This is a genomic window from Streptomyces sp. NPDC001348, from assembly GCF_053597535.1.
This window is the reverse complement of sequence record NZ_JBSFIK010000019.1, coordinates 80625-99129: the sequence shown is the minus strand read 5'-3', so window position 1 is coordinate 99129 and position 18505 is coordinate 80625. Positions and strand designations below refer to the sequence as shown.

Here is an 18505-nt window from a genome sequence, read left to right as displayed (position 1 = left end):
GTGCCGGAACCGGCTCAGCCGTCCAGCGCGTCCAGGTCGAGGATCTTGCCGGCGGGCTTCTTCGCCGGCACCGGCCGGTTGTAGTCGCTGAACCTGAGGTTCAGCGGCTCCTTGGCCGACGAGCCGTCGATCCGCAGCAGGTACGGCTTGCCCTCGGTCGCGACGTAGGCGGTGTAACGGTCCTTGCCGTCCTTCTCGTGCAGGACGATCGCGGGCGTGCCGTCGACGGTGGTCGTCCTGCCCCGGGTGGCGTCCGAGTTGCCGTCCTCGGCGCCGCCGAGCACCGAGTTCAGGTCGCAGAGGCCGGCGATGTCCTTGGCGTCCTGGCCCTTGGCCGCCATCCTGGTCCACTTCCCGGCCAGCATCGACACGGCCGCGTCCGTGTCCTCCTTGGACTCGCCCTTGCTCTGGGCGCGCACGAAGGCCTCGTCGTACTTCATGTAGACGGTGTCGCCGGTCTTGACCAGTTCGGCCTTGCCCTGGCCGCCCATGCTCATGGTGCCGGCGCACTCGCCCTCCTTGTTCACGGCCATGTCGAGCTGGATGGTGCCGTCGCTCCCGTCGTCGGTGACGTCGCCCTTCATCCGCAGCGACGAGGCTCCGGTCGTGGCTTTCATCGCCCGGTCGGCGATCTCGCCACCGGTCAGCCCGGCGAACGGGCCCTTCGGCTTGCTGTCCGCCTTGTCCTGTCCAGGCATGCAGCCGGTGAGGCCGACGGCGGTCGCGGCGGCGAGGCAGACAACGGCGAGTGCGGTGCGACGCATGGGAGGTCCTTGGTGAGAGATGGTCGACGGTGCCGGTGGGGTGGGGTGCTGGGTGGCGGTGCGGGACCGGTTGTGGCCCGTTCGCCGGGTCAATAAGAGCAGAGCCTGTGAACCGAGTCAACACGATTCACAAGTTTTGACGAGTGCACGACCGTGAATGCGTCGATCATGTGTACGCGGCTATGCTCGGCGCCACACACAGGACGAGGGGAGCGGCGCGGGTGCAGGACAACGCGACAGAAGTGACCGCCGCCGGAATCGCACGGCTCGCCGGGGTCGGCCGTGCCGCCGTCAGCAACTGGCGCCGTCGGCACGCGGACTTCCCCAAGCCCGTCGGCGGCACCGAGACCAGCCCCTCCTTCGCGCTCGCCGAGGTCGAGGCATGGCTGCGCAAGCAGGGCAAACTCGCCGAGGTCCCCCTGCGGGAACGTGTCTGGCAGCAGCTCGCCGGGCACCCGGGCGGCCCGGTCACCGCGCTGGTGCACGCCGGTTGCGCCCTGTTGCTGATCCACGAGCGCCCCACCGTCTGGCTGGACGTGAGCGCGGGCTCCGACGCGCGGATGGCCGCCATGCTTCCCGACGCGCTCGAGCAGGTGCTCGTCCCGCGTTTCGGTCCGACACCCGACCGCCGCGTTCACCAGCGGCGCGACGCGGGCGGAGCCGGTGGAGCGGGTGGAGCGCGTGGGGCGGGTGCTGGGGGCAGTGCCCCAGCGGTCCACCTCCCCGCCGGCCCCGAACTGCTGCCCTCCGCGGCCCTCCTGCGCGGCGCCGCCGAACTCGCGGCCGAACTCGGGGCGCGGCAGACCTTCGAGTTCCTGCTCGGACGCCACCTGGACGCCAACCCCCGCCAGTACACCCTCACGCCCGCCGAACTCGCCCGGCTCATGGCCGAGCTCGCCGGCCCGGCCCGCACCGTGCTCGACCCGGCCTGCGGCACCGGCGCCCTGTCCCGCGCCGTCGATGCCCGGTCCGGCCAGGAGCTGTACGTCCAGGACAGCGCGCCCGAGCTCGCCGCGCTCACCGCGCTGCGGATCGCGCTCAACGCGCGCGTGACGGTGCGCGCCGCCGTCGGCGACACCCTGCGCGCCGAGGCCTACCCCGAGCTGCGCGCCGACGCCGTCCTGTGCCATCCGCCGTTCAACGAGCGCAACTGGGGGCACGACGAACTCGCCTACGACCCCCGCTGGGAGTACGGCTTCCCGGCGCGCACCGAGTCCGAGCTGGCCTGGGTGCAGCACGCGCTCGCCCGGCTCCGGGACGGCGGCACCGCCGTCCTGCTGATGCCGCCCGCCGCCGCCTCCCGCCGCTCCGGCCGCCGTATCCGCGCCGACCTGCTGCGCCGCGGCGCGCTGCGCGCCGTCGTCGCGCTGCCGGTGGGCGCGGCGCCGCCCTACAACATCCCCCTGCACCTGTGGGTGCTGCGCCGCCCGGACCGGACGCCCGTGCACCCCGAGGTGCTGCTGGCGGACACCGGGCGGTTCGCCACCGAGGGGCGCGGCGGCCCCGACTGGCAGGCCGTGCGGGACGTGGTCCTCGACGCCTGGCGTGCCTTCGCGCGCGAGGGCCGGTGCGAGGAACGGCCGGGGCTGGCCCGATCGGTGCCGGTCATCGAACTCCTCGACGACGACGTGGACCTCGCTCCCGCCCGCCACCTCCCGCCGCCCGCCGCACCCGACGGCGCACAGCAGCTCACGGCCGTGCGCGAACGCCTCGGCGAGACGCTGCGCCTGACCGCCGACCTCACCCCGCCCCCGGCCGACTCCGCGCAGCCGGCGCGCTGGCCGCTGACCACCATCGGTGAACTCGCGCGCGGCGGCGCCCTGGTGCTGCGCGCGGGCGGAAGCGGCGGCCACGTGCGCGTGCCCGTTCTCACCGACCACGACGTACTCGCCGGCACCGCGCCTTCGGGGACGCTTCCCGAGAGCGAGGAGGAGGCGGTGCTGACCGAACCGGGCGACGTCGTCGTCCCGGTGCTCGGCGGCGGCTCGGTGGCGCGCGTGGTCGACGACACGACCGCGGGCGCCGCCCTGGGACGCAACCTCGTGCTGCTGCGCACCGATTCCTCCGCGCTCGACCCGTGGTTCCTCGCCGGATTCCTGCGCGGTACCGCCAACAACCGGCAGGCCAGCAGTTACGCGTCCACCGCCACCCGCCTCGACGTGCGCCGCCTGCAGCTGCCCCGGCTCCCGCTCGACGAACAGCGGCGCTACGGCGAGCGTTTCCGCGCCCTCGACGAGTTCGAGCGGGCGCTGAGACACGCGGGCCGGCTCGGCGATCGGCTCGTGCGCGGCATGTACGACGGCCTGACGGACGGCACGGTGGCGCCCGGCTGAGCCGTGCTGTGATCAGCAGTACAACGGTTCGGCACAACCCGGGGCCGCTTGTCCGTGTCGGCCTATACGCTCGAAGCGACAACGCGACGACCGCGGGTCCTCTTCAGGCGAACAGGAGCAGCCATGCAAGGCCACGGCTACGCACAGCCGGTGCAGCAGCCGCCGCACACCGGGTGGCTGATCTTCCTGCGCCTGCTGTTCGTGGTGATCGCCTTCTTCAGCATCGGGTTCTTCGCCTGGGTGATGCTGCTGCGCCTGGCCATCGTGACCCGCAGGTCGCTGGACTGGGGACTGTTCGTGGCGGTGCTCGCGGCCGACATCCTCAGCATCGTGCTGCTCGGCAACGAGCCCGGCGACGACATCCACACCCCGGGCGGCTATCTGGGCATCACCCTGCTCCTCGGCACGCTCGTGGCCGCGTTGGCGTACTACCTGGCCGCGGACATACGCCACTTCCAGCGACTCCGCGGCGCCTTCCGCGCCCAGCAGCCCGCGGCGGCCTACGGCTACCCGCAGCCGTCGCCGTTCACCGCGGCGACGGTGCCGAGCGTGCCCCAGACCCCGCTGAGCCCGCACACACCGCCCCCGATGCCGCACACGCCGCTGCCCCAGCCGCCCGTGTCGACCCCGCCGCCCGTGTCGACCCCGCCGCCGCCCCAGCGCCCGGCGCCCGCCCGCATCGACCAGGTGCGCGCGGAGCTGGACGAACTGAGTGACTATCTGCGCAACCACGACGGCAACCACGAGAGCGGAAGGTGACCGTGGCGCAAGGCCGCGTCGTCGCCGGCCGCTACGAGCTGTCCACGCTCATCGGGCAGGGCGGCATGGGCCAGGTGTGGACCGCGTACGACCAGCGGCTCGACCGGCGTGTGGCGGTGAAGCTGCTGCGTCCCGACAAGGTGGCCGGCCAGGAGGCCGACGAACTGCGCCGCCGGTTCCAGCGCGAGTGCCGGGTGACCGCGCAGGTCGACCATCCGGGGCTGGTGACCGTGCACGACGCGGGCAGCGAGGGCGAGGAGCTGTTCCTCGTCATGCAGTACGTCGACGGCGCCGACCTCTCCGACCACCTCGCCGAGCACGACCCGTACCCGTGGCAGTGGGCGGTCGCCGTGGCCGCGCAGCTGTGCGCCGTGCTCAGCGCCGTGCACGCGGTGCCGATCGTCCACCGCGACCTGAAACCGAGGAACGTGATGGTGAAGCAGGACGGCACGGTCACCGTCCTCGACCTCGGCGTGGCGTCCGTCATGGACACCGACACCACACGTCTGACGCACACCGGTTCACCGATCGGCTCGCCCGCCTACATGGCTCCGGAACAGGCCATGGGCGGCGCGGTCGGCCCGTACACCGACCTGTACGCGCTCGGTGTGCTGCTGCACGAACTGCTCAGTGGCAACGTCCCGTTCGCGGGTTCCACGGCGCTCGGCGTACTGCACCGGCATCTGTACGAGCCGCCGCTGCCCGTGCGCCGGATCCGCCCGGAGGTCCCGGAGGCCCTGGAGGCGCTGGTCCTGCGGCTGCTGGCCAAGGACCCGCAGCACCGGCCCGCCTCCGCGCAGGAGGTGTACGAGCACCTTGCGCTGCTCCTGCCCGCGCGCGGCACACCCACCGGAGCCCCGCTCGACCCGACGCGCCCCTTCCTGCGCCCGCACGCCCCCTGGCCGGACCGGGCGCGCACGCCCGCGCCCCAGCCCGCCCCCGTGGCACCCCCGCCGCCCGTGGCGGACAAGCCCGATGTCGCCGCCGCCGTAGACGAGGTCAAGCGGCTGCTCGGCGAGGGCCGTATCACCCAGGCCGTCGACATCCTGGGCGCGATCCTGCCCGTCGCCGCCGACCAGCACGGCGAGCACTCCCCGGTCGTCCGTACCCTGCGCAAGCAGTACGCGGCCACCCTCATGGACGACGGCCAGTACCGGCGCGCGCTGCCCGAGCTGCGCCGCCTCGCCGACGAACGCGCCGCCGAGGCCGGCCAGGCCGACCCGCAGTCCCTGCGCTTCCGCTACGACGCCGCCCAGTGCCTGGAACAGCTCGGCGAACCGGCGGCGGCACTCGCCGAGTACCGGGCGCTGCTGCCGTACTACGAGAACCAGTACGTCTCCGGTGATCCGCAGCTCGCCCACGACGTCCGCCGCCGCATCGGCCACCTGCTGCTCGCCCTCGGCGACCGGCCCGCCGCCCACGACACGCTCGCGCGGCTGCTGCTGGACGTCGAGCGGGTACACGGCCCCGGGACCCCGCTGGCCGCCGAGATCAGGCGGACCCTGCAGTGGCTGGGGCAGGTCCGTGGTTAGTCTTTGCCGTTCCCCGGGAGATCCTTGTGATCCCCCTGAGGCGGAGTTCTCCGGACACCGGCCAGCCATCGGATAGGTTGCGGTCCGTTTTTCGCACAGCAGTGCGCCGAACAGCAGTGCACCGAACAGCACACACAGGGGTGGGATTCACATGTCGAGCCATCGGCAGTCCAGGAAGCGCAGATACATCACGTGGGCCGTCGCCGGCGCCGCCGACAGGACGGACCTGCCGGGCAACCTCTGGTACGCGCTGTGGGACAAGCAGAACACCACGACGGCGGACTGGCCGTGGGGGTCCACCCAGTTCACCGGGCACAGCCGTGCCCACCAGTACATGGTCAACAGCAAGGAGACGCACGGCGGCGTCACGATCACCGTCGACCGTGACGCGTGGGACGCGCCGGTGGCCATCACCGGCTGACGGGCCGCACCGCCGGGGCGGCGCGACGGTGCCCGAAGAGCACGCGAATCGTTGGTCGAATGGGTTGGCCAGAGCTTGCCCACTGCCTACCATCGATCACCGCAAGACTTTGTGCGCCCGCCCGTCGCCCGACCACCACCCCTGGTGGAGGCGCTGCGCGCCGCACCTGTTATTGCAATCTCCTCGGGAGGTTCCCTTGCACCGCCGCCGTCGCACCGCGCTCGTCCTGTCCGCCGCGATCGTCGCCGCGGCCCCCCTGCTCACCGCGTGCGGAGACGAAGCGCACCCGGGCGCGGCGGCCGTCGTCGGCGGACAGCGGATCACCGTCGCCCAACTGGAGAGCCGGGTGAACGAGGTGCGCCAGGCGCAGAAGGCCGCGGTGCCGGACGAGACGCAGTACCAGCAGGTCCTCGCCGCCACCAGCAGCCTCACCCGCGACACCCTGCACAACATGGTCCTCGACCAGGTCCTGCACCGCGCGGCGCAGGACCAGGGCGTCACGGTCAGCCGTCTGGAGGTCCAGCAGATGCGCGCCCGCCTGGAGCAGCAGGCGGGCGGCTCCAAGGGGCTGGAGGCGACCTGGCTGCAGAAGTACGGCATCGCGCCGAAGCGCCTCGACGACAATCTGCGCCTCCAGGTCGAGGCGACGAAGCTCGCCGGCAAGCTCGGTACGCAGACCACGGACCCCGCGTTCTGGAAGGCGCTGTCCACCGCGTCCGAGGAACTCCACGTCGACCTCAACCCGCGCTACGGCACCTGGGACGTGCAGAAGAGCAGCCGGGTGGACGCCAAGACCCCGTGGGTGCGGGACGTCACGGCGGGCGGGGCGCAGGAGACGGCGTAGGCCGGCACCGGGACGGTCAGCAGGCCGCCACCAGGACGGTCATACGAACCGATCATCACCCACACCCTGTGGACAACGCGGGAGGTGACCGGCAGGCGTGCGTTACGTTCGAAGCGTGAACACCACCAGCCTCGAAGACACCCAGGCACCGGGCCCGGACACGGCCCCCGGCCGGATCGTCCTGCTCACCACCAGCCACCGGGTCGCCCCCGGCCTGCTGTCCTGGCCCGCCTGGCAGGTGCTGCGCGCCGCAGACCGCGTGCTCTGCGCGGACGGCGCGCATCCCCAGCTGCCCCATCTGCGTGAGGCCGGGGTATCCGTCGACGAGGCCGCCCCGACCGCCCAGGAACTCGTCGACGCCTGCGCCGGCGGGCGCACGGTGGTGGTCGTGGCGACCGGCGAGGGCGAGCCGGCCCTCACGGACGGCCTGGCCCGCCTCGCCGGCACCGGCCGCGTCGCCATGCCGGAGCTGGAGCTGCTCCCCGCCTCCTACGACCTGCCCGGTGCCCGTCTCCTCGACCTCGTCCAGGTCATGGACCGTATCCGCGCCGAATGCCCCTGGTCCTCCCGGCAGACCCACGAGGGTCTGGCCAAGTACGGCATCGAGGAGGCGTACGAACTCGTCGAGGCGATCGAGGCGGGCGACCGTGAGGAACTGCGGGAGGAACTGGGCGACGTCCTGCTCCAGGTCGTTTTCCACGCCCGCATAGCCGAGGAGGACGCCGAGGCCCCGTTCTCCGTCGACGACGTGGCCGGCGGCATCGTCGCCAAGCTCATCCACCGCCATCCCCACGTCTTCGGCGACGCGACGGCCGAGACGCCCGAGGAGGTCAAGGAGCACTGGCTGCGCACCAAGGCGGTCGAGAAGCGGCGCACCTCGGTGACGGAGGGCATCCCCCTCGGCCAGCCCGGCCTCGCCCTCGCCGCGAAACTCTCCTCCCGCGTGCGCACCGCGGGCCTGGACGTGCCCCTGCCCCAGGGCGAGGGCATCGGCTACGACCTGCTGGCACTGGCGGTCCGGGCGGAGTCGGACGGCGTGGACCCGGAGGCCGCGCTGCGGGCGGCCGCGCGGGCCTACCGGGACGCGATACGGGTCGCCGAGGGCGTCGGTTAGCGACCGGGGGGCACGCCGCGGGCGCGGGCCGAGAAGCCGGATACCGTCAGGGGGTGACCAACCAGCCCCGCCCCCCGGAAGTCCCCGAAGCGCCCGCTCCCGAGCTGTTCACCTGGGAGTTCGCCGGCAACCCCTACCCGGCCTACGCCTGGCTGCGGGAGCACGCGCCCGTGCGCCGGACGAAGCTGCCCAGCGGGGTGGAGGCCTGGCTGGTCACCCGGTACGCCGACGCCAAGCAGGCCCTGGCCGACCAGCGGCTGTCGAAGAACCCGGCGCACCACGACGAGCCGGAGCACGCCAAGGGCAAGACCGGGATCCCGGGCGAACGCAAGGCCGAGCTGATGACGCATCTGCTCAACATCGACCCGCCGGACCACACCCGGCTGCGCAGACTCGTCTCCAAGGCCTTCACGCCTCGCCGGGTCGCCGAGTTCGCGCCGCGCGTGCAGCAGCTGACCGACCACCTCATCGACGGGTTCGTCACGAAGGGCTCCGCCGACCTCATCCACGAGTTCGCCTTCCCGCTCCCCATCTACGCCATCTGCGACCTGCTCGGCGTCCCGGGAGAGGACCAGGACGACTTCCGGGACTGGGCGGGGATGATGATCCGGCACGGCGGGGGCCCGCGGGGCGGCGTGGCACGGTCGGTGAAGAAGATGCGGGGCTACCTGGCCGAGCTGATCCACAAGAAGCGGGAGGCGCTCCCGGCCGAGCCGGCCCCGGGCGAGGACCTCATCTCCGGTCTCATCCGCGCCTCCGACCACGGTGAGCACCTCACCGAGAACGAGGCCGCCGCCATGGCGTTCATCCTTCTGTTCGCCGGTTTCGAGACCACGGTCAACCTGATCGGCAACGGCACGTACGCCCTTCTCACCCACCCCGCACAGCGGCAGCGGCTGCAGTCCTCCCTCGAACGCGGTGAACGGGACCTGCTGGAGACCGGGGTCGAGGAACTCCTGCGCTATGACGGCCCGGTGGAGCTGGCCACCTGGCGATTCGCCACCCGGCCCCTCACCATCGGCGGACAGGACATCGCACCCGGCGACCCCGTCCTCGTGGTGCTGGCGGCGGCGGACCGGGATCCCGAGCGGTTCGCCGACCCGGACGTCCTCGACCTCGCACGCCGTGACAATCAGCACCTCGGCTACGGCCACGGCATCCACTACTGCCTCGGCGCCCCGCTCGCCCGGCTGGAGGCCCAGACCGCGCTCGCCACCCTCCTCACCCGTGTCCCCGACCTCCGACTCGCGGTGGAAGAAACCGATTTGCGCTGGCGCGGCGGACTCATCATGCGTGGACTACGCACCTTGCCCGTGGAGTTCACACCCCGTCCCGCAATCGGCTGAAAAGCAGTACAGCCATCACAAGAAGTGACCGGTGTTCAACTCTGTGATCTTCACGTGATCTGCGCGGCATTAACTTGTGACAAGTGATCGTCTGCCGATACGTTCACTCGTCAGCGCGGTCCCTCACGGTATTCGCCGCGCTGGTCACCGCTGTCTTGCGAAAGGTCACCGCATGCTCTCCGGGAACGGTCGCCACCGTCGCCCCCGTCAGGCTCCGGCTCTCCTCGTCGCGGCCGGAGTGACCGGCTCCGCAATCGCCATCCCGCTGCTGGGCGCATCCGCCGCGAACGCGGCCGACGGGACCACGTGGGACAAGGTCGCCGACTGCGAGAGCGGCGGATCCTGGAGCGCCAACACCGGCAACGGCTACTACGGCGGCCTGCAGATCTCCCAGGACGACTGGGACGGCCACGGCGGTCTGGACTACGCCGCCAGCCCCGAAGAGGCCAGTCGCTCCCAGCAGATCGCCGTCGCCGAGAAGATCCTCGCCGACCGGGGCACCAAGCCCTGGGCCACCTGTGCCCTGCTTTCCGGTCTCACGTCGAATTCCGGTTCGGTGGACGTCGACACGGGCGTCGGAAACTCCGGATCATCCGGTTCCGTCGACTCCTCCGGTTCCTCCGGTTCATCCGGTTCCTCCGGTTCCGAGGGTTCTGCGTCCGGGAATTCTTCGGATTCCCCGAATTCCTCGTCCGGTTCGTCCGCGTCGCCCGATTCCGGCTCCTCGCCGGACGCCTCGCCCTCGCCGGATTCGGGCAAGGGTGCCGACGCCGCGGGCCGTTCCTCCGGCTCCGGCAAGTCGGATGATTCGGACAAGTCGACATCCGCCGGCTCCGGGGATGCGCAGAGCGGTGGCGGTGCGTCCGCGGCGAGCCCCGAGGCTGACGACTCGGACAATTCGTGGCAGAGCGGAGGTTCTTGGAGCCTCGTCGACACCGGGGCGATCAGTGGTGGCCGCCATCGGGGTGACATCGCGGATGAAAACGTGACAAAAAGCCGGACGACCCCTTCCTCCGGCCGTCACGCCGCACGCGGCTACACCGTCCGCACCGGCGACACCCTTGCCTCCATCGCCGACTCCCTTGACCTCGAGGGCGGTTGGCGGGCGCTCTACTCCGCCAACAAGGACGCCATCGGGACCGACCCGAATAACATCGCCCCCGGTCAGACGCTGGAACTCAGCACTCAAAACGGTTGATACAGGGGAGACTTGACGACCCCTTTTGGGCTTGATGTCCGGTTTGGTGAAAGTGTGGGATGAGTCTCAGAAGCCCTGATCGTCTTTGAAATTCGACGGATCGCGTGTCTACGGTCATGACCGCTCGCCAACGCGGGCCCCGGCTGCCGCAACGCCGAATCCTGCCAGCGGCCGCCCGGGAACAGTCGTCGCGTCAAGCGCCGTAGGCAGGAGCGGGGGACCCAAGGTAGGCGCCGGGCCCGAAGGTCGACAGACCGACGGGAACGGCTAGGGGTGGAGCCGCGTCTCGCACGAGAACCACGCGAGGTGCGGCCGGGCAACTCAACCGGCCCGAACCCGACAGCTCACCTCGCAGGCGTCGGTGAGGGGATCGATCCATGCTGTTTTCCGGCAAGGGCATGCACCGTCGTCCGTCCAAGGCCGTCCGCGCCATCGCTGTCGCCGGTGTCACCGGCGCCGCCGTCGCCGCCCCGCTGATGGCGTCCGGCACCGCCTCCGCCGCCACCGCCTCCGAGTGGGACGCGGTCGCCCAGTGCGAGTCCGGCGGCAACTGGTCCATCAACACCGGCAACGGCTACTACGGCGGCCTGCAGTTCTCCGCCTCCACCTGGGCCGCCTACGGCGGCACCCAGTACGCCCCCCAGGCCAACCAGGCCTCCAAGGCCCAGCAGATCTCCGTCGCCGAGAAGGTCCTCGCCGCACAGGGCAAGGGTGCCTGGCCGGTCTGCGGCAAGGGACTGTCCGGCGCCACGTACAGCGGCTCGAGCAGCTCCAGCGGCTCGTCGAGCTCCGCCGGCTCCTCGTCGAACGGCACCACCACCCGCTCGACCGACCAGCAGGCCGCCAACCGCTCCGAGGTGCGGTCGACGCCCAAGAAGACCGTCACCACCCCGACCGGCAAGAAGGTCGAGAAGGGCGACGGCGAGTACAAGGTCGTCACGGGTGACACCCTCAGCTCGATCGCCGCGAAGCACCACGTCGCCGGCGGCTGGGAGAAGCTGTTCCAGCTCAACAAGGACATCATCGACGACGCCAACGTCATCTACCCGGGTCAGCAGCTGCACCTGAAGTGACACCTGGCTCGTATCCGAACCACAGCGCCCTCATGGCCGCGGCCCCCACAGTGGCGGTCATATGAGGGCCTGCCGCCCTCACGGGCACCCCGCCCCGGTGCGTGTTCCCCCGTACGCACCGGGGCGGGGTTTTTCGTTCCCTCCGGGTTCCTCTTCGCCTCACCCTTTGTTCCGGCAAGGAACAATGTGTACGGTCACCGTGTCCACGGGACGGTCGGTCGGCTGCCGACGCCCCGGGGACGGTTAGGCTCTAGTCGCAAGGCACACCAGCCCCGCACTTCCAGCGTCACATCCAAGAAGGAGATGCTCGTGCCGTCCATCGACGTCGTCGTAGCCCGGGAAATCCTGGACTCCCGAGGCAACCCCACGGTCGAGGTCGAGGTCGGCCTCGACGACGGCAGCACCGGTCGTGCCGCCGTCCCGTCCGGCGCCTCCACGGGCGCCTTCGAGGCCATCGAGCTCCGCGACGGTGACCCCAACCGCTACCTCGGCAAGGGCGTGGAGAAGGCCGTCCTCGCCGTCATCGAGCAGATCGGCCCGGAGCTGGTCGGCTACGACGCCACCGAGCAGCGCCTGATCGACCAGGCGATGTTCGACCTGGACGCCACCGACAACAAGGGCTCGCTCGGCGCCAACGCCATCCTCGGTGTCTCGCTCGCCGTCGCCCACGCCGCCTCCGAGGCCAGCGACCTCCCCCTCTTCCGCTACCTGGGCGGCCCGAACGCGCACCTGCTGCCGGTGCCGATGATGAACATCCTGAACGGCGGCTCGCACGCCGACTCCAACGTGGACATCCAGGAGTTCATGATCGCCCCGATCGGCGCGGAGTCCTTCTCCGAGGCGCTGCGCTGGGGTGCCGAGGTCTACCACACCCTGAAGAAGGTCCTGAAGTCCAAGGGCCTGTCCACCGGTCTCGGCGACGAGGGCGGCTTCGCCCCGAACCTGGAGTCCAACCGCGCCGCCCTCGACCTCATCCTCGAGGCGATCAAGCAGGCCGGCTACGTCCCGGGCGAGCAGATCGCGCTCGCGCTCGACGTCGCCGCGTCCGAGTTCTACAAGGACGGCAAGTACGAGTTCGAGGGCAAGTCCCGCTCCGCCGCCGAGATGACGGAGTACTACGAGGAGCTCGTCGCCTCCTACCCGCTGGTCTCCATCGAGGACCCGCTGTTCGAGGACGACTGGGCCGGCTGGAAGGTCATCACCGACAAGCTCGGCGACAAGGTCCAGCTGGTCGGCGACGACCTGTTCGTCACCAACCCGGAGCGCCTGGCCCGCGGCATCGAGGAGGGCACCGCCAACGCCCTGCTGGTCAAGGTCAACCAGATCGGCTCGCTGACCGAGACCCTGGACGCCGTCGAGCTGGCCCAGCGCAACGGCTTCAAGTGCATGATGTCCCACCGCTCCGGCGAGACCGAGGACGTCACCATCGCCGACCTGGCCGTCGCCACCAACTGCGGCCAGATCAAGACCGGCGCCCCGGCCCGCTCCGAGCGCGTCGCCAAGTACAACCAGCTGCTGCGCATCGAGGAGATCCTCGACGACGCGGCGGTGTACGCGGGCCGCAGCGCGTTCCCGCGCTTCAAGGGCGCGATCTCCAAGGGCTGACCCCAACCGGTCGACCCCGAGCAAGGTCTAGCCAGTCGTACGTACGTCCCCGTACCCGGTCCCGTACCGTGTCCGGGGACGTACGCACGTGGGAAGCACGCGTAGGAAGCACCCAGGGGAGGCGGAGAGCCAGATGGCCGCGAAGGAACGGGACCGTTTCTCCACCGCGACCAGGATCCGGCTGCTCGGCGAGCAGACCGCGGCCCGGGTCTACCGCTCCCAGACCAAACGGCAGGCCCGTCGCTCCCGGCTCACCAGCCGGGCCGCACTGCTCGCCCTCGTGGTCTGCACCATGGTGGTGGCCCTGGCCTACCCGATGCGGCAGTACGTCTCCCAGCGCGCCCAGATCGCCGACCTGCAGCGGCAGAAGCAGCAGGCCGAGCAGCGGGTCGAAGAGCTGCGCGACCTCAAGGCACGGTGGCAGGACGACTCCTACGCCGAACAGCAGATCCGGCGGCGGCTGCACTACGTGATGCCGGGGGAGACCGGATACGTCGTGATCGACCCCCACGCGGGCAAGCAGGCGCGCGCCGACCTGGGGGCGGCCGACCGCCCCTGGTACGCGAACGTCTGGGACGGGGTCGACAAGTCCGACGCCTCCGACCAGTGAACAGACAGAGAGACTTTCTTACACGCATGGAAACGCCCCCGCCCTCCACCCCGCGCACCGAGCCCACCGAGGCCGACGTCGAGGCCTTCAGGCAGCAGCTCGGCCGGCCGCCGCGCGGACTGCGCGCCATCGCGCACCGATGCCCCTGTGGACAGCCGGACGTCGTCGAGACGGCCCCGCGGCTGCCCGACGGCACGCCCTTCCCGACGCTGTACTACCTGACGTGCCCGCGTGCCGCCTCGGCGATCGGCACGCTCGAGGCCGAGGGCGTGATGAAGGAGATGACGGAGCGGCTGGCCACCGATCCGGAGCTCGCGGCCGCCTACCGCGCCGCGCACGAGGACTACATCCGGCGCCGGGACGAGATCGAGGAACTCACGGGTTTCCCGAGCGCGGGCGGCATGCCGGACCGGGTGAAGTGCCTGCACGTCCTGGTCGCCCACTCCCTGGCCGCCGGCCCGGGCGTGAACCCGCTCGGCGACGAGGCGATCGCGATGCTGCCGGAGTGGTGGCGCAAGGGGCCGTGTGTGGTCCCGGCCGCCGACGACTGACCCCGGCTCCCGCCCCCGGAGGCCGAGCCCCCGCTTCGCACTCCCCCCGATCACAGAAGGGCCCGCCCATGACCCGCGTCGCCGCGATCGACTGCGGTACGAACTCCATCCGCCTGCTCGTCGCCGACGCGACCGTGTCCGACAGCGCCTCCGGCGCGGGCGCGACGGCCGAACTGGTCGAGCTGGACCGGCGCATGACCATCGTGCGGCTCGGGCAGGGCGTCGACCGCACCGGGCGGCTCGCCCCCGAGGCACTGGAGCGGACCTTCGCCGCCTGCCGTGAGTACGCGGCGGCCATCAAGGAACACGGCGCCGAACGGCTGCGCTTCGTCGCCACCTCCGCCTCCAGGGACGCGGAGAACCGGGACGAGTTCGTGCGCGGGGTCGTGGACATCCTCGGGGTCGAGCCCGAGGTGATCTCCGGCGACCAGGAGGCCGAGTTCTCCTTCACCGGTGCCACGAAGGAACTGACGGGGCGCGCGGACCTCGCCAGGCCCTTCCTCGTGGTGGACATCGGGGGTGGCTCCACGGAGTTCGTCGTCGGCGACGACCATGTGCGGGCCGCCCGCTCCGTGGACATCGGCTGTGTACGGATGACGGAGCGGCACCTGGTGCGCGACGGCAAGGTGAGCGACCCGCCCACCGAGGAGCAGATCGCGGCGACAAGGGCGGACATCGAGGCGGCCCTCGACCTGGCCGAGGAGACGGTCCCGCTGCGCGAGGCGCGCACCCTGGTCGGTCTCGCCGGGTCGGTCACCACCGTGTCGGCGATCGCACAGGACCTGCCCGAGTACGACTCCGGGGCCATCCACCACTCCCGCGTCTCCCTCGACCGCGTCCGCGGAATCACCAGCGCGCTGCTCCGCTCCACCCACGCCGAGCGCGCGACGATCCCCTCCATGCACCCGGGCCGCGTCGACGTCATCGGCGCGGGCGCCCTCGTCCTGCTGGCGATCATGGAACGCGTCGGGGCGGAGGAGGTCGTCGTGAGCGAGCACGACATCCTCGACGGCATCGCGTGGTCGGTCTCCTAGGCCGCGTTCGCTCTGCTCGATGACTGTCGGATGAGCAGGTCGGACAACGTTTGAGCGCCGTGGAGGGGGTGTCCAGGGCCCTTCGGTGCACCCCCGCCGAGAAAGTTCGTGAAGTTCTTCACAAGGAATTCTGCCCCCAAGAGGGATCCAAGAGGTTCCGCTGAGCCGTTCGGGGGGCCGAGTCCCCTGAGGACCTGCTCAGGAGGGCTTTGTGTGCCGGTGTTCCGGGTCCGCCCGGAGGGGGTGTTTCCGGGGGCTCTCAGGAGGCGCCGGTGGCCGGAGAGGCAGCTCATGCGGCATTGACAACGGATCACGGCGGCCGCCGGTTCCAGGTTGTGATCATGATCTGGGTCACGAGGGCCGCGGAGTCTAACACAGGCCCCCGAGGAGCTTGTGAAGGGGCGCACGAGCGACCCCCTAGGGCCGGGTGGATACTCGATGGCATGAGCACCACGGAGCGTCCCAGGATCCTCGTAGTAGGCGGTGGGTACGTAGGCCTGTACGCAGCTCGGCGCATCCAGAAGAAGATGCGCTACGGCGAGGCGACCGTCACGGTCGTCGACCCCCGGTCGTACATGACCTACCAGCCCTTCCTCCCCGAAGCCGCCGCCGGCAGCATCTCCCCTCGCCACGTCGTCGTCCCGCTGCGACGCGTGCTGCCGAAGGCGGAGGTCCTCACCGGCCGGGTCACCACCATCGACCAGGACCGCAAGGTCGCCACGATCGCCCCGCTGATCGGCGAGGCGTACGAGCTGCCCTTCGACTACCTCGTCATCGCGCTCGGCGCCGTCTCCCGCACCTTCCCGATCCCCGGCCTCGCCGAACAGGGCATCGGTATGAAGGGCATCGAGGAGTCCATCGGTCTGCGCAACCACGTCCTCGAGCAGCTCGACAAGGCCGACTCCACGACCGACGAGGAGATCCGCCGCAAGGCGCTCACCTTCGTCTTCATCGGCGGCGGCTTCGCCGGTGCGGAGACCATCGGCGAGGTCGAGGACATGGCCCGGGACGCGGCCAAGTACTACAAGAACGTGTCCCGCGAGGACATGCGCTTCATCCTGGTCGACGCCGCCGACAAGATCCTCCCCGAGGTCGGCCCCAAGCTCGGCCAGTACGGCAAGGAGCACCTGGAGAGCCGCGGGGTCGAGGTCTACCTCTCCACCTCCATGGACTCCTGCGTCGACGGCCACGTGGTGCTGAAGAACGGCCTCGAGGTCGACTCCAACACCATCGTGTGGACCGCCGGCGTCAAGCCGAACCCGGCGCTCTCCCGCTACGGCCTGCCGCTCGGCCCGCGCGGCCACGTCGACTGCGAGCCCACGCTCCAGGTCAAGGGCACGGACTACATCTGGGCCGCCGGTGACAACGCCCAGGTCCCCGACCTCGTCGGCCGCAAGGCGGGCAACGAGAACGCCTGGTGCCCGCCGAACGCCCAGCACGCGCTGCGCCAGGCCAAGGTCCTCGGCGACAACGTGATCTCCGGCATGCGGGGCTTCCCGCAGAAGGACTACAGCCACGCCAACAAGGGCGCGGTCGCGGGCCTCGGTCTGCACAAGGGCGTCGCGATGATCGTCATGGGCAAGATGAAGATCAAGCTCAAGGGCCGTCTCGCCTGGTACATGCACCGCGGCTACCACGGTCTGGCCATGCCGACCTGGAACCGCAAGATCCGCATCTTCGCCGACTGGACGCTCGGCATGTTCCTCAAGCGCGAGGTCGTCTCCCTCGGCGCCATGGAGAACCCCCGCGAGGAGTTCTACGAGGCCGCCAAGCCGGCGCCGGTCGCCGCCGCGAGCAAGACCGAGGAGAAGGCCAAGGCCTCCTGACCCTCACCGGTCGCCGAACACACCGAAGGACCTCCCGCCATCCGTGGTGCGGGAGGTCCTTCGGCGTTTCCGGCCCCGCGTTGCTCGGAAAGGGTGTTTGCCCAGACATGACTTCATTACGGGACTCCTCGGAGGGTATGGGGATGTTTACGTGGTGGAGGACATTCCGGGGTACGTCGTCACGGAGGTGCGCGCCATGGCCGACGCCGCGTCGCGGCTCAAGAGCCTGCTCGAACAGTTGCTGGGAGCCCCGCTCCCGGTGGGCATCCGAGCCTGGGACGGTTCGCAGGCCGGTCCGCCGGACGCCCCGCTGCTGGTGGTCCGCAACCGCCGCGCCCTGCGCCGTCTGCTGTTCAAGCCGGGCGAACTGGGCCTGGCCCGTGCCTGGGTGGCCGGTGACCTGGAGATCGAGGGCGACCTGTACGCCGCCCTGCGGGCCGTGTCCGGCCTGGTCTGGGAGCGTGGGGAGGACGCCCGCACCCTCGCCCAGGCACTGCGCGACCCGCAGTTCAGGTCCGCCGCCCGGGGGCTGTTCCGGCTCGCCGGACCCCCGATCCCGCCCTCGCCGCCCCGCGAGGAGGTGCGCAGGCCCGGCCATCTGCACACCAGGCGCAGCGACAGACGGGCCATCAGCCACCACTACGACGTCGGCAACGACTTCTACGAGCTCGTGCTGGGCCCGTCCATGGTGTACTCCTGCGCCTACTGGGAGGAGGCCGGCACCCTCGAGTCGGCGCAGCGCGACAAGCTGGAACTGGTTTGCCGCAAGCTCGCCCTGACGCCCGGACAGCGCCTCCTGGACGTCGGCTGCGGCTGGGGCTCGATGGCCATCCACGCCGCCCGCGAGCACGGCGTGAGCGTCGTCGGCGTCACCCTCTCCCAGGAGCAGGCCGTCTACGCCCGCAAACGGGTCGCCGACGAAGGACTCGCCGACCGGGTGGAGATCAGGGTCCAGGACTACCGGGACGTCTCCGACGGCCCGTACGACGCGATCTCCTCCATCGGCATGGCCGAACACGTCGGCGCCGAACGCTACCTGCAGTACGCCAGGGCCTTGCACGCCCTGCTCAGGCCCGGCGGACGCCTGCTGAACCACCAGATCGCCCGCCGCCCGCAGGGCGACGAGTCCGCCTACAACGTGAACGAGTTCATCGACGCCTACGTCTTCCCCGACGGCGAGCTCGCCCCGCTCGGCACCACCGTCACCCAGCTGGAACGGGCCGGTTTCGAGGTCCGGGACGTGGAGTCGATCCGCGAGCACTACGCCCGCACCCTGCGCCGGTGGGTCGCCAACCTGGAGGCCGGCTGGCCGCACGCGGTCCGGCTCACCAGCCCCGGCCGCGCCCGCGTCTGGCGCCTGTACATGGCGGCCTCCGCTCTCGCCTTCGAGGGCAACCGCATCGGCGTCAACCAGGTTCTCGCGGTACGGACCCCCGAGTCGGGTGAGTCGGGGCTGCCGCTGCGGTCCCGCACCTGGAACTGAAACACGCGGGGC

15 protein-coding genes, 1 pseudogene and 1 riboswitch are annotated in these 18505 nt (G+C 70.9%); of the genes and pseudogenes, 15 read left to right on the top strand and 1 reads right to left on the bottom strand.

Translation table 11 applies throughout. The features are described from left to right. Positions 1-14 precede the first annotated feature (14 nt). Positions 15-764: a hypothetical protein gene (locus ACWC21_RS21155; RefSeq protein WP_450883981.1), complete on the bottom strand. Its 750-nt coding sequence runs from the start codon at positions 762-764 to the stop codon at positions 15-17. A gap of 221 nt (positions 765-985) precedes the next feature. Here ACWC21_RS21155 and ACWC21_RS21150 point away from each other — a divergent pair, with 221 nt between their 5' ends. The 15 genes and pseudogenes from ACWC21_RS21150 (at position 986) to ACWC21_RS21080 (ending at position 18493) form a co-directional block, all read left to right on the top strand. Next, a complete protein-coding gene (locus ACWC21_RS21150) occupies positions 986-3097 on the top strand; it encodes an N-6 DNA methylase (protein ID WP_450883979.1) in 2112 nt (703 codons plus the stop codon). Positions 3098-3220: 123 nt separating this feature from the next. Continuing rightward, positions 3221-3856, top strand: coding sequence for a hypothetical protein (locus ACWC21_RS21145; protein WP_450883978.1), 636 nt, complete (start codon positions 3221-3223; stop codon positions 3854-3856). A gap of 38 nt (positions 3857-3894) precedes the next feature. Next, positions 3895-5388, top strand: a complete 1494-nt coding sequence (locus ACWC21_RS21140) for a protein kinase domain-containing protein (RefSeq protein WP_450884083.1) — start codon at positions 3895-3897, stop codon at positions 5386-5388. 196 nt (positions 5389-5584) lie between these two features. Beyond that, positions 5585-5809 (top strand): annotated as a pseudogene (locus ACWC21_RS21135) (glycoside hydrolase domain-containing protein); the annotation flags it as partial. A 196-nt stretch (positions 5810-6005) separates the two neighbouring features. Further along, positions 6006-6653: a SurA N-terminal domain-containing protein gene (locus ACWC21_RS21130; protein WP_450883976.1), complete on the top strand. Its 648-nt coding sequence runs from the start codon at positions 6006-6008 to the stop codon at positions 6651-6653. Between the two features lie 115 nt (positions 6654-6768). Then, complete coding sequence (locus ACWC21_RS21125; RefSeq protein WP_450883974.1) at positions 6769-7767, top strand: nucleoside triphosphate pyrophosphohydrolase; 999 nt, start codon at positions 6769-6771, stop codon at positions 7765-7767. Positions 7768-7820: 53 nt separating this feature from the next. Further along, positions 7821-9113 (top strand): cytochrome P450 family protein, encoded by a 1293-nt coding sequence (locus tag ACWC21_RS21120; RefSeq protein ID WP_450883972.1) that lies wholly within the window; start codon positions 7821-7823, stop codon positions 9111-9113. 172 nt (positions 9114-9285) lie between these two features. Further along, positions 9286-10311 carry a transglycosylase family protein gene (locus tag ACWC21_RS21115; RefSeq protein ID WP_450883970.1) on the top strand — a complete coding sequence of 342 codons (1026 nt, stop codon included), beginning with the start codon at positions 9286-9288 and terminating at the stop codon, positions 10309-10311. 188 nt (positions 10312-10499) lie between these two features. Beyond that, positions 10500-10684: riboswitch (cyclic di-AMP (ydaO/yuaA leader) on the top strand. A 4-nt stretch (positions 10685-10688) separates the two neighbouring features. Beyond that, positions 10689-11384 carry a transglycosylase family protein gene (locus ACWC21_RS21110; RefSeq protein WP_450883968.1) on the top strand — a complete coding sequence of 232 codons (696 nt, stop codon included), beginning with the start codon at positions 10689-10691 and terminating at the stop codon, positions 11382-11384. 303 nt (positions 11385-11687) lie between these two features. Next, the gene (gene eno, locus ACWC21_RS21105; RefSeq protein WP_450883966.1) at positions 11688-12989 is read left to right on the top strand and encodes a phosphopyruvate hydratase; all 1302 of its coding nucleotides are present in this window, start codon (positions 11688-11690) and stop codon (positions 12987-12989) included. Positions 12990-13122: 133 nt separating this feature from the next. Continuing rightward, the gene (locus ACWC21_RS21100) at positions 13123-13599 is read left to right on the top strand and encodes an FtsB family cell division protein (protein WP_450883964.1); all 477 of its coding nucleotides are present in this window, start codon (positions 13123-13125) and stop codon (positions 13597-13599) included. 26 nt (positions 13600-13625) lie between these two features. Beyond that, positions 13626-14150, top strand: a complete 525-nt coding sequence (locus ACWC21_RS21095) for a DUF501 domain-containing protein (protein ID WP_450883962.1) — start codon at positions 13626-13628, stop codon at positions 14148-14150. 68 nt (positions 14151-14218) lie between these two features. Continuing rightward, positions 14219-15184 carry a Ppx/GppA phosphatase family protein gene (locus ACWC21_RS21090; RefSeq protein WP_450883960.1) on the top strand — a complete coding sequence of 322 codons (966 nt, stop codon included), beginning with the start codon at positions 14219-14221 and terminating at the stop codon, positions 15182-15184. Between the two features lie 443 nt (positions 15185-15627). Continuing rightward, positions 15628-17010 (top strand): NAD(P)/FAD-dependent oxidoreductase, encoded by a 1383-nt coding sequence (locus tag ACWC21_RS21085; RefSeq protein WP_450883958.1) that lies wholly within the window; start codon positions 15628-15630, stop codon positions 17008-17010. A gap of 196 nt (positions 17011-17206) precedes the next feature. Continuing rightward, positions 17207-18493 carry a class I SAM-dependent methyltransferase gene (locus ACWC21_RS21080; RefSeq protein ID WP_450884081.1) on the top strand — a complete coding sequence of 429 codons (1287 nt, stop codon included), beginning with the start codon at positions 17207-17209 and terminating at the stop codon, positions 18491-18493. Positions 18494-18505 lie beyond the last annotated feature (12 nt).

Coding starts and splice junctions, on each gene's coding strand:
- ACWC21_RS21100 (WP_450883964.1), top strand. CDS start 13,123: ATGGCCGCGAAGGAACGGGACCGTTTCTCCACCGCGACCAGGATCCGG.
- ACWC21_RS21155 (WP_450883981.1), bottom strand. CDS start 764: ATGCGTCGCACCGCACTCGCCGTTGTCTGCCTCGCCGCCGCGACCGCC.
- ACWC21_RS21090 (WP_450883960.1), top strand. CDS start 14,219: ATGACCCGCGTCGCCGCGATCGACTGCGGTACGAACTCCATCCGCCTG.
- ACWC21_RS21145 (WP_450883978.1), top strand. CDS start 3,221: ATGCAAGGCCACGGCTACGCACAGCCGGTGCAGCAGCCGCCGCACACC.
- ACWC21_RS21115 (WP_450883970.1), top strand. CDS start 9,286: ATGCTCTCCGGGAACGGTCGCCACCGTCGCCCCCGTCAGGCTCCGGCT.
- ACWC21_RS21095 (WP_450883962.1), top strand. CDS start 13,626: ATGGAAACGCCCCCGCCCTCCACCCCGCGCACCGAGCCCACCGAGGCC.
- ACWC21_RS21110 (WP_450883968.1), top strand. CDS start 10,689: ATGCTGTTTTCCGGCAAGGGCATGCACCGTCGTCCGTCCAAGGCCGTC.
- ACWC21_RS21085 (WP_450883958.1), top strand. CDS start 15,628: ATGAGCACCACGGAGCGTCCCAGGATCCTCGTAGTAGGCGGTGGGTAC.
- ACWC21_RS21080 (WP_450884081.1), top strand. CDS start 17,207: ATGGCCGACGCCGCGTCGCGGCTCAAGAGCCTGCTCGAACAGTTGCTG.
- eno (WP_450883966.1), top strand. CDS start 11,688: ATGCTCGTGCCGTCCATCGACGTCGTCGTAGCCCGGGAAATCCTGGAC.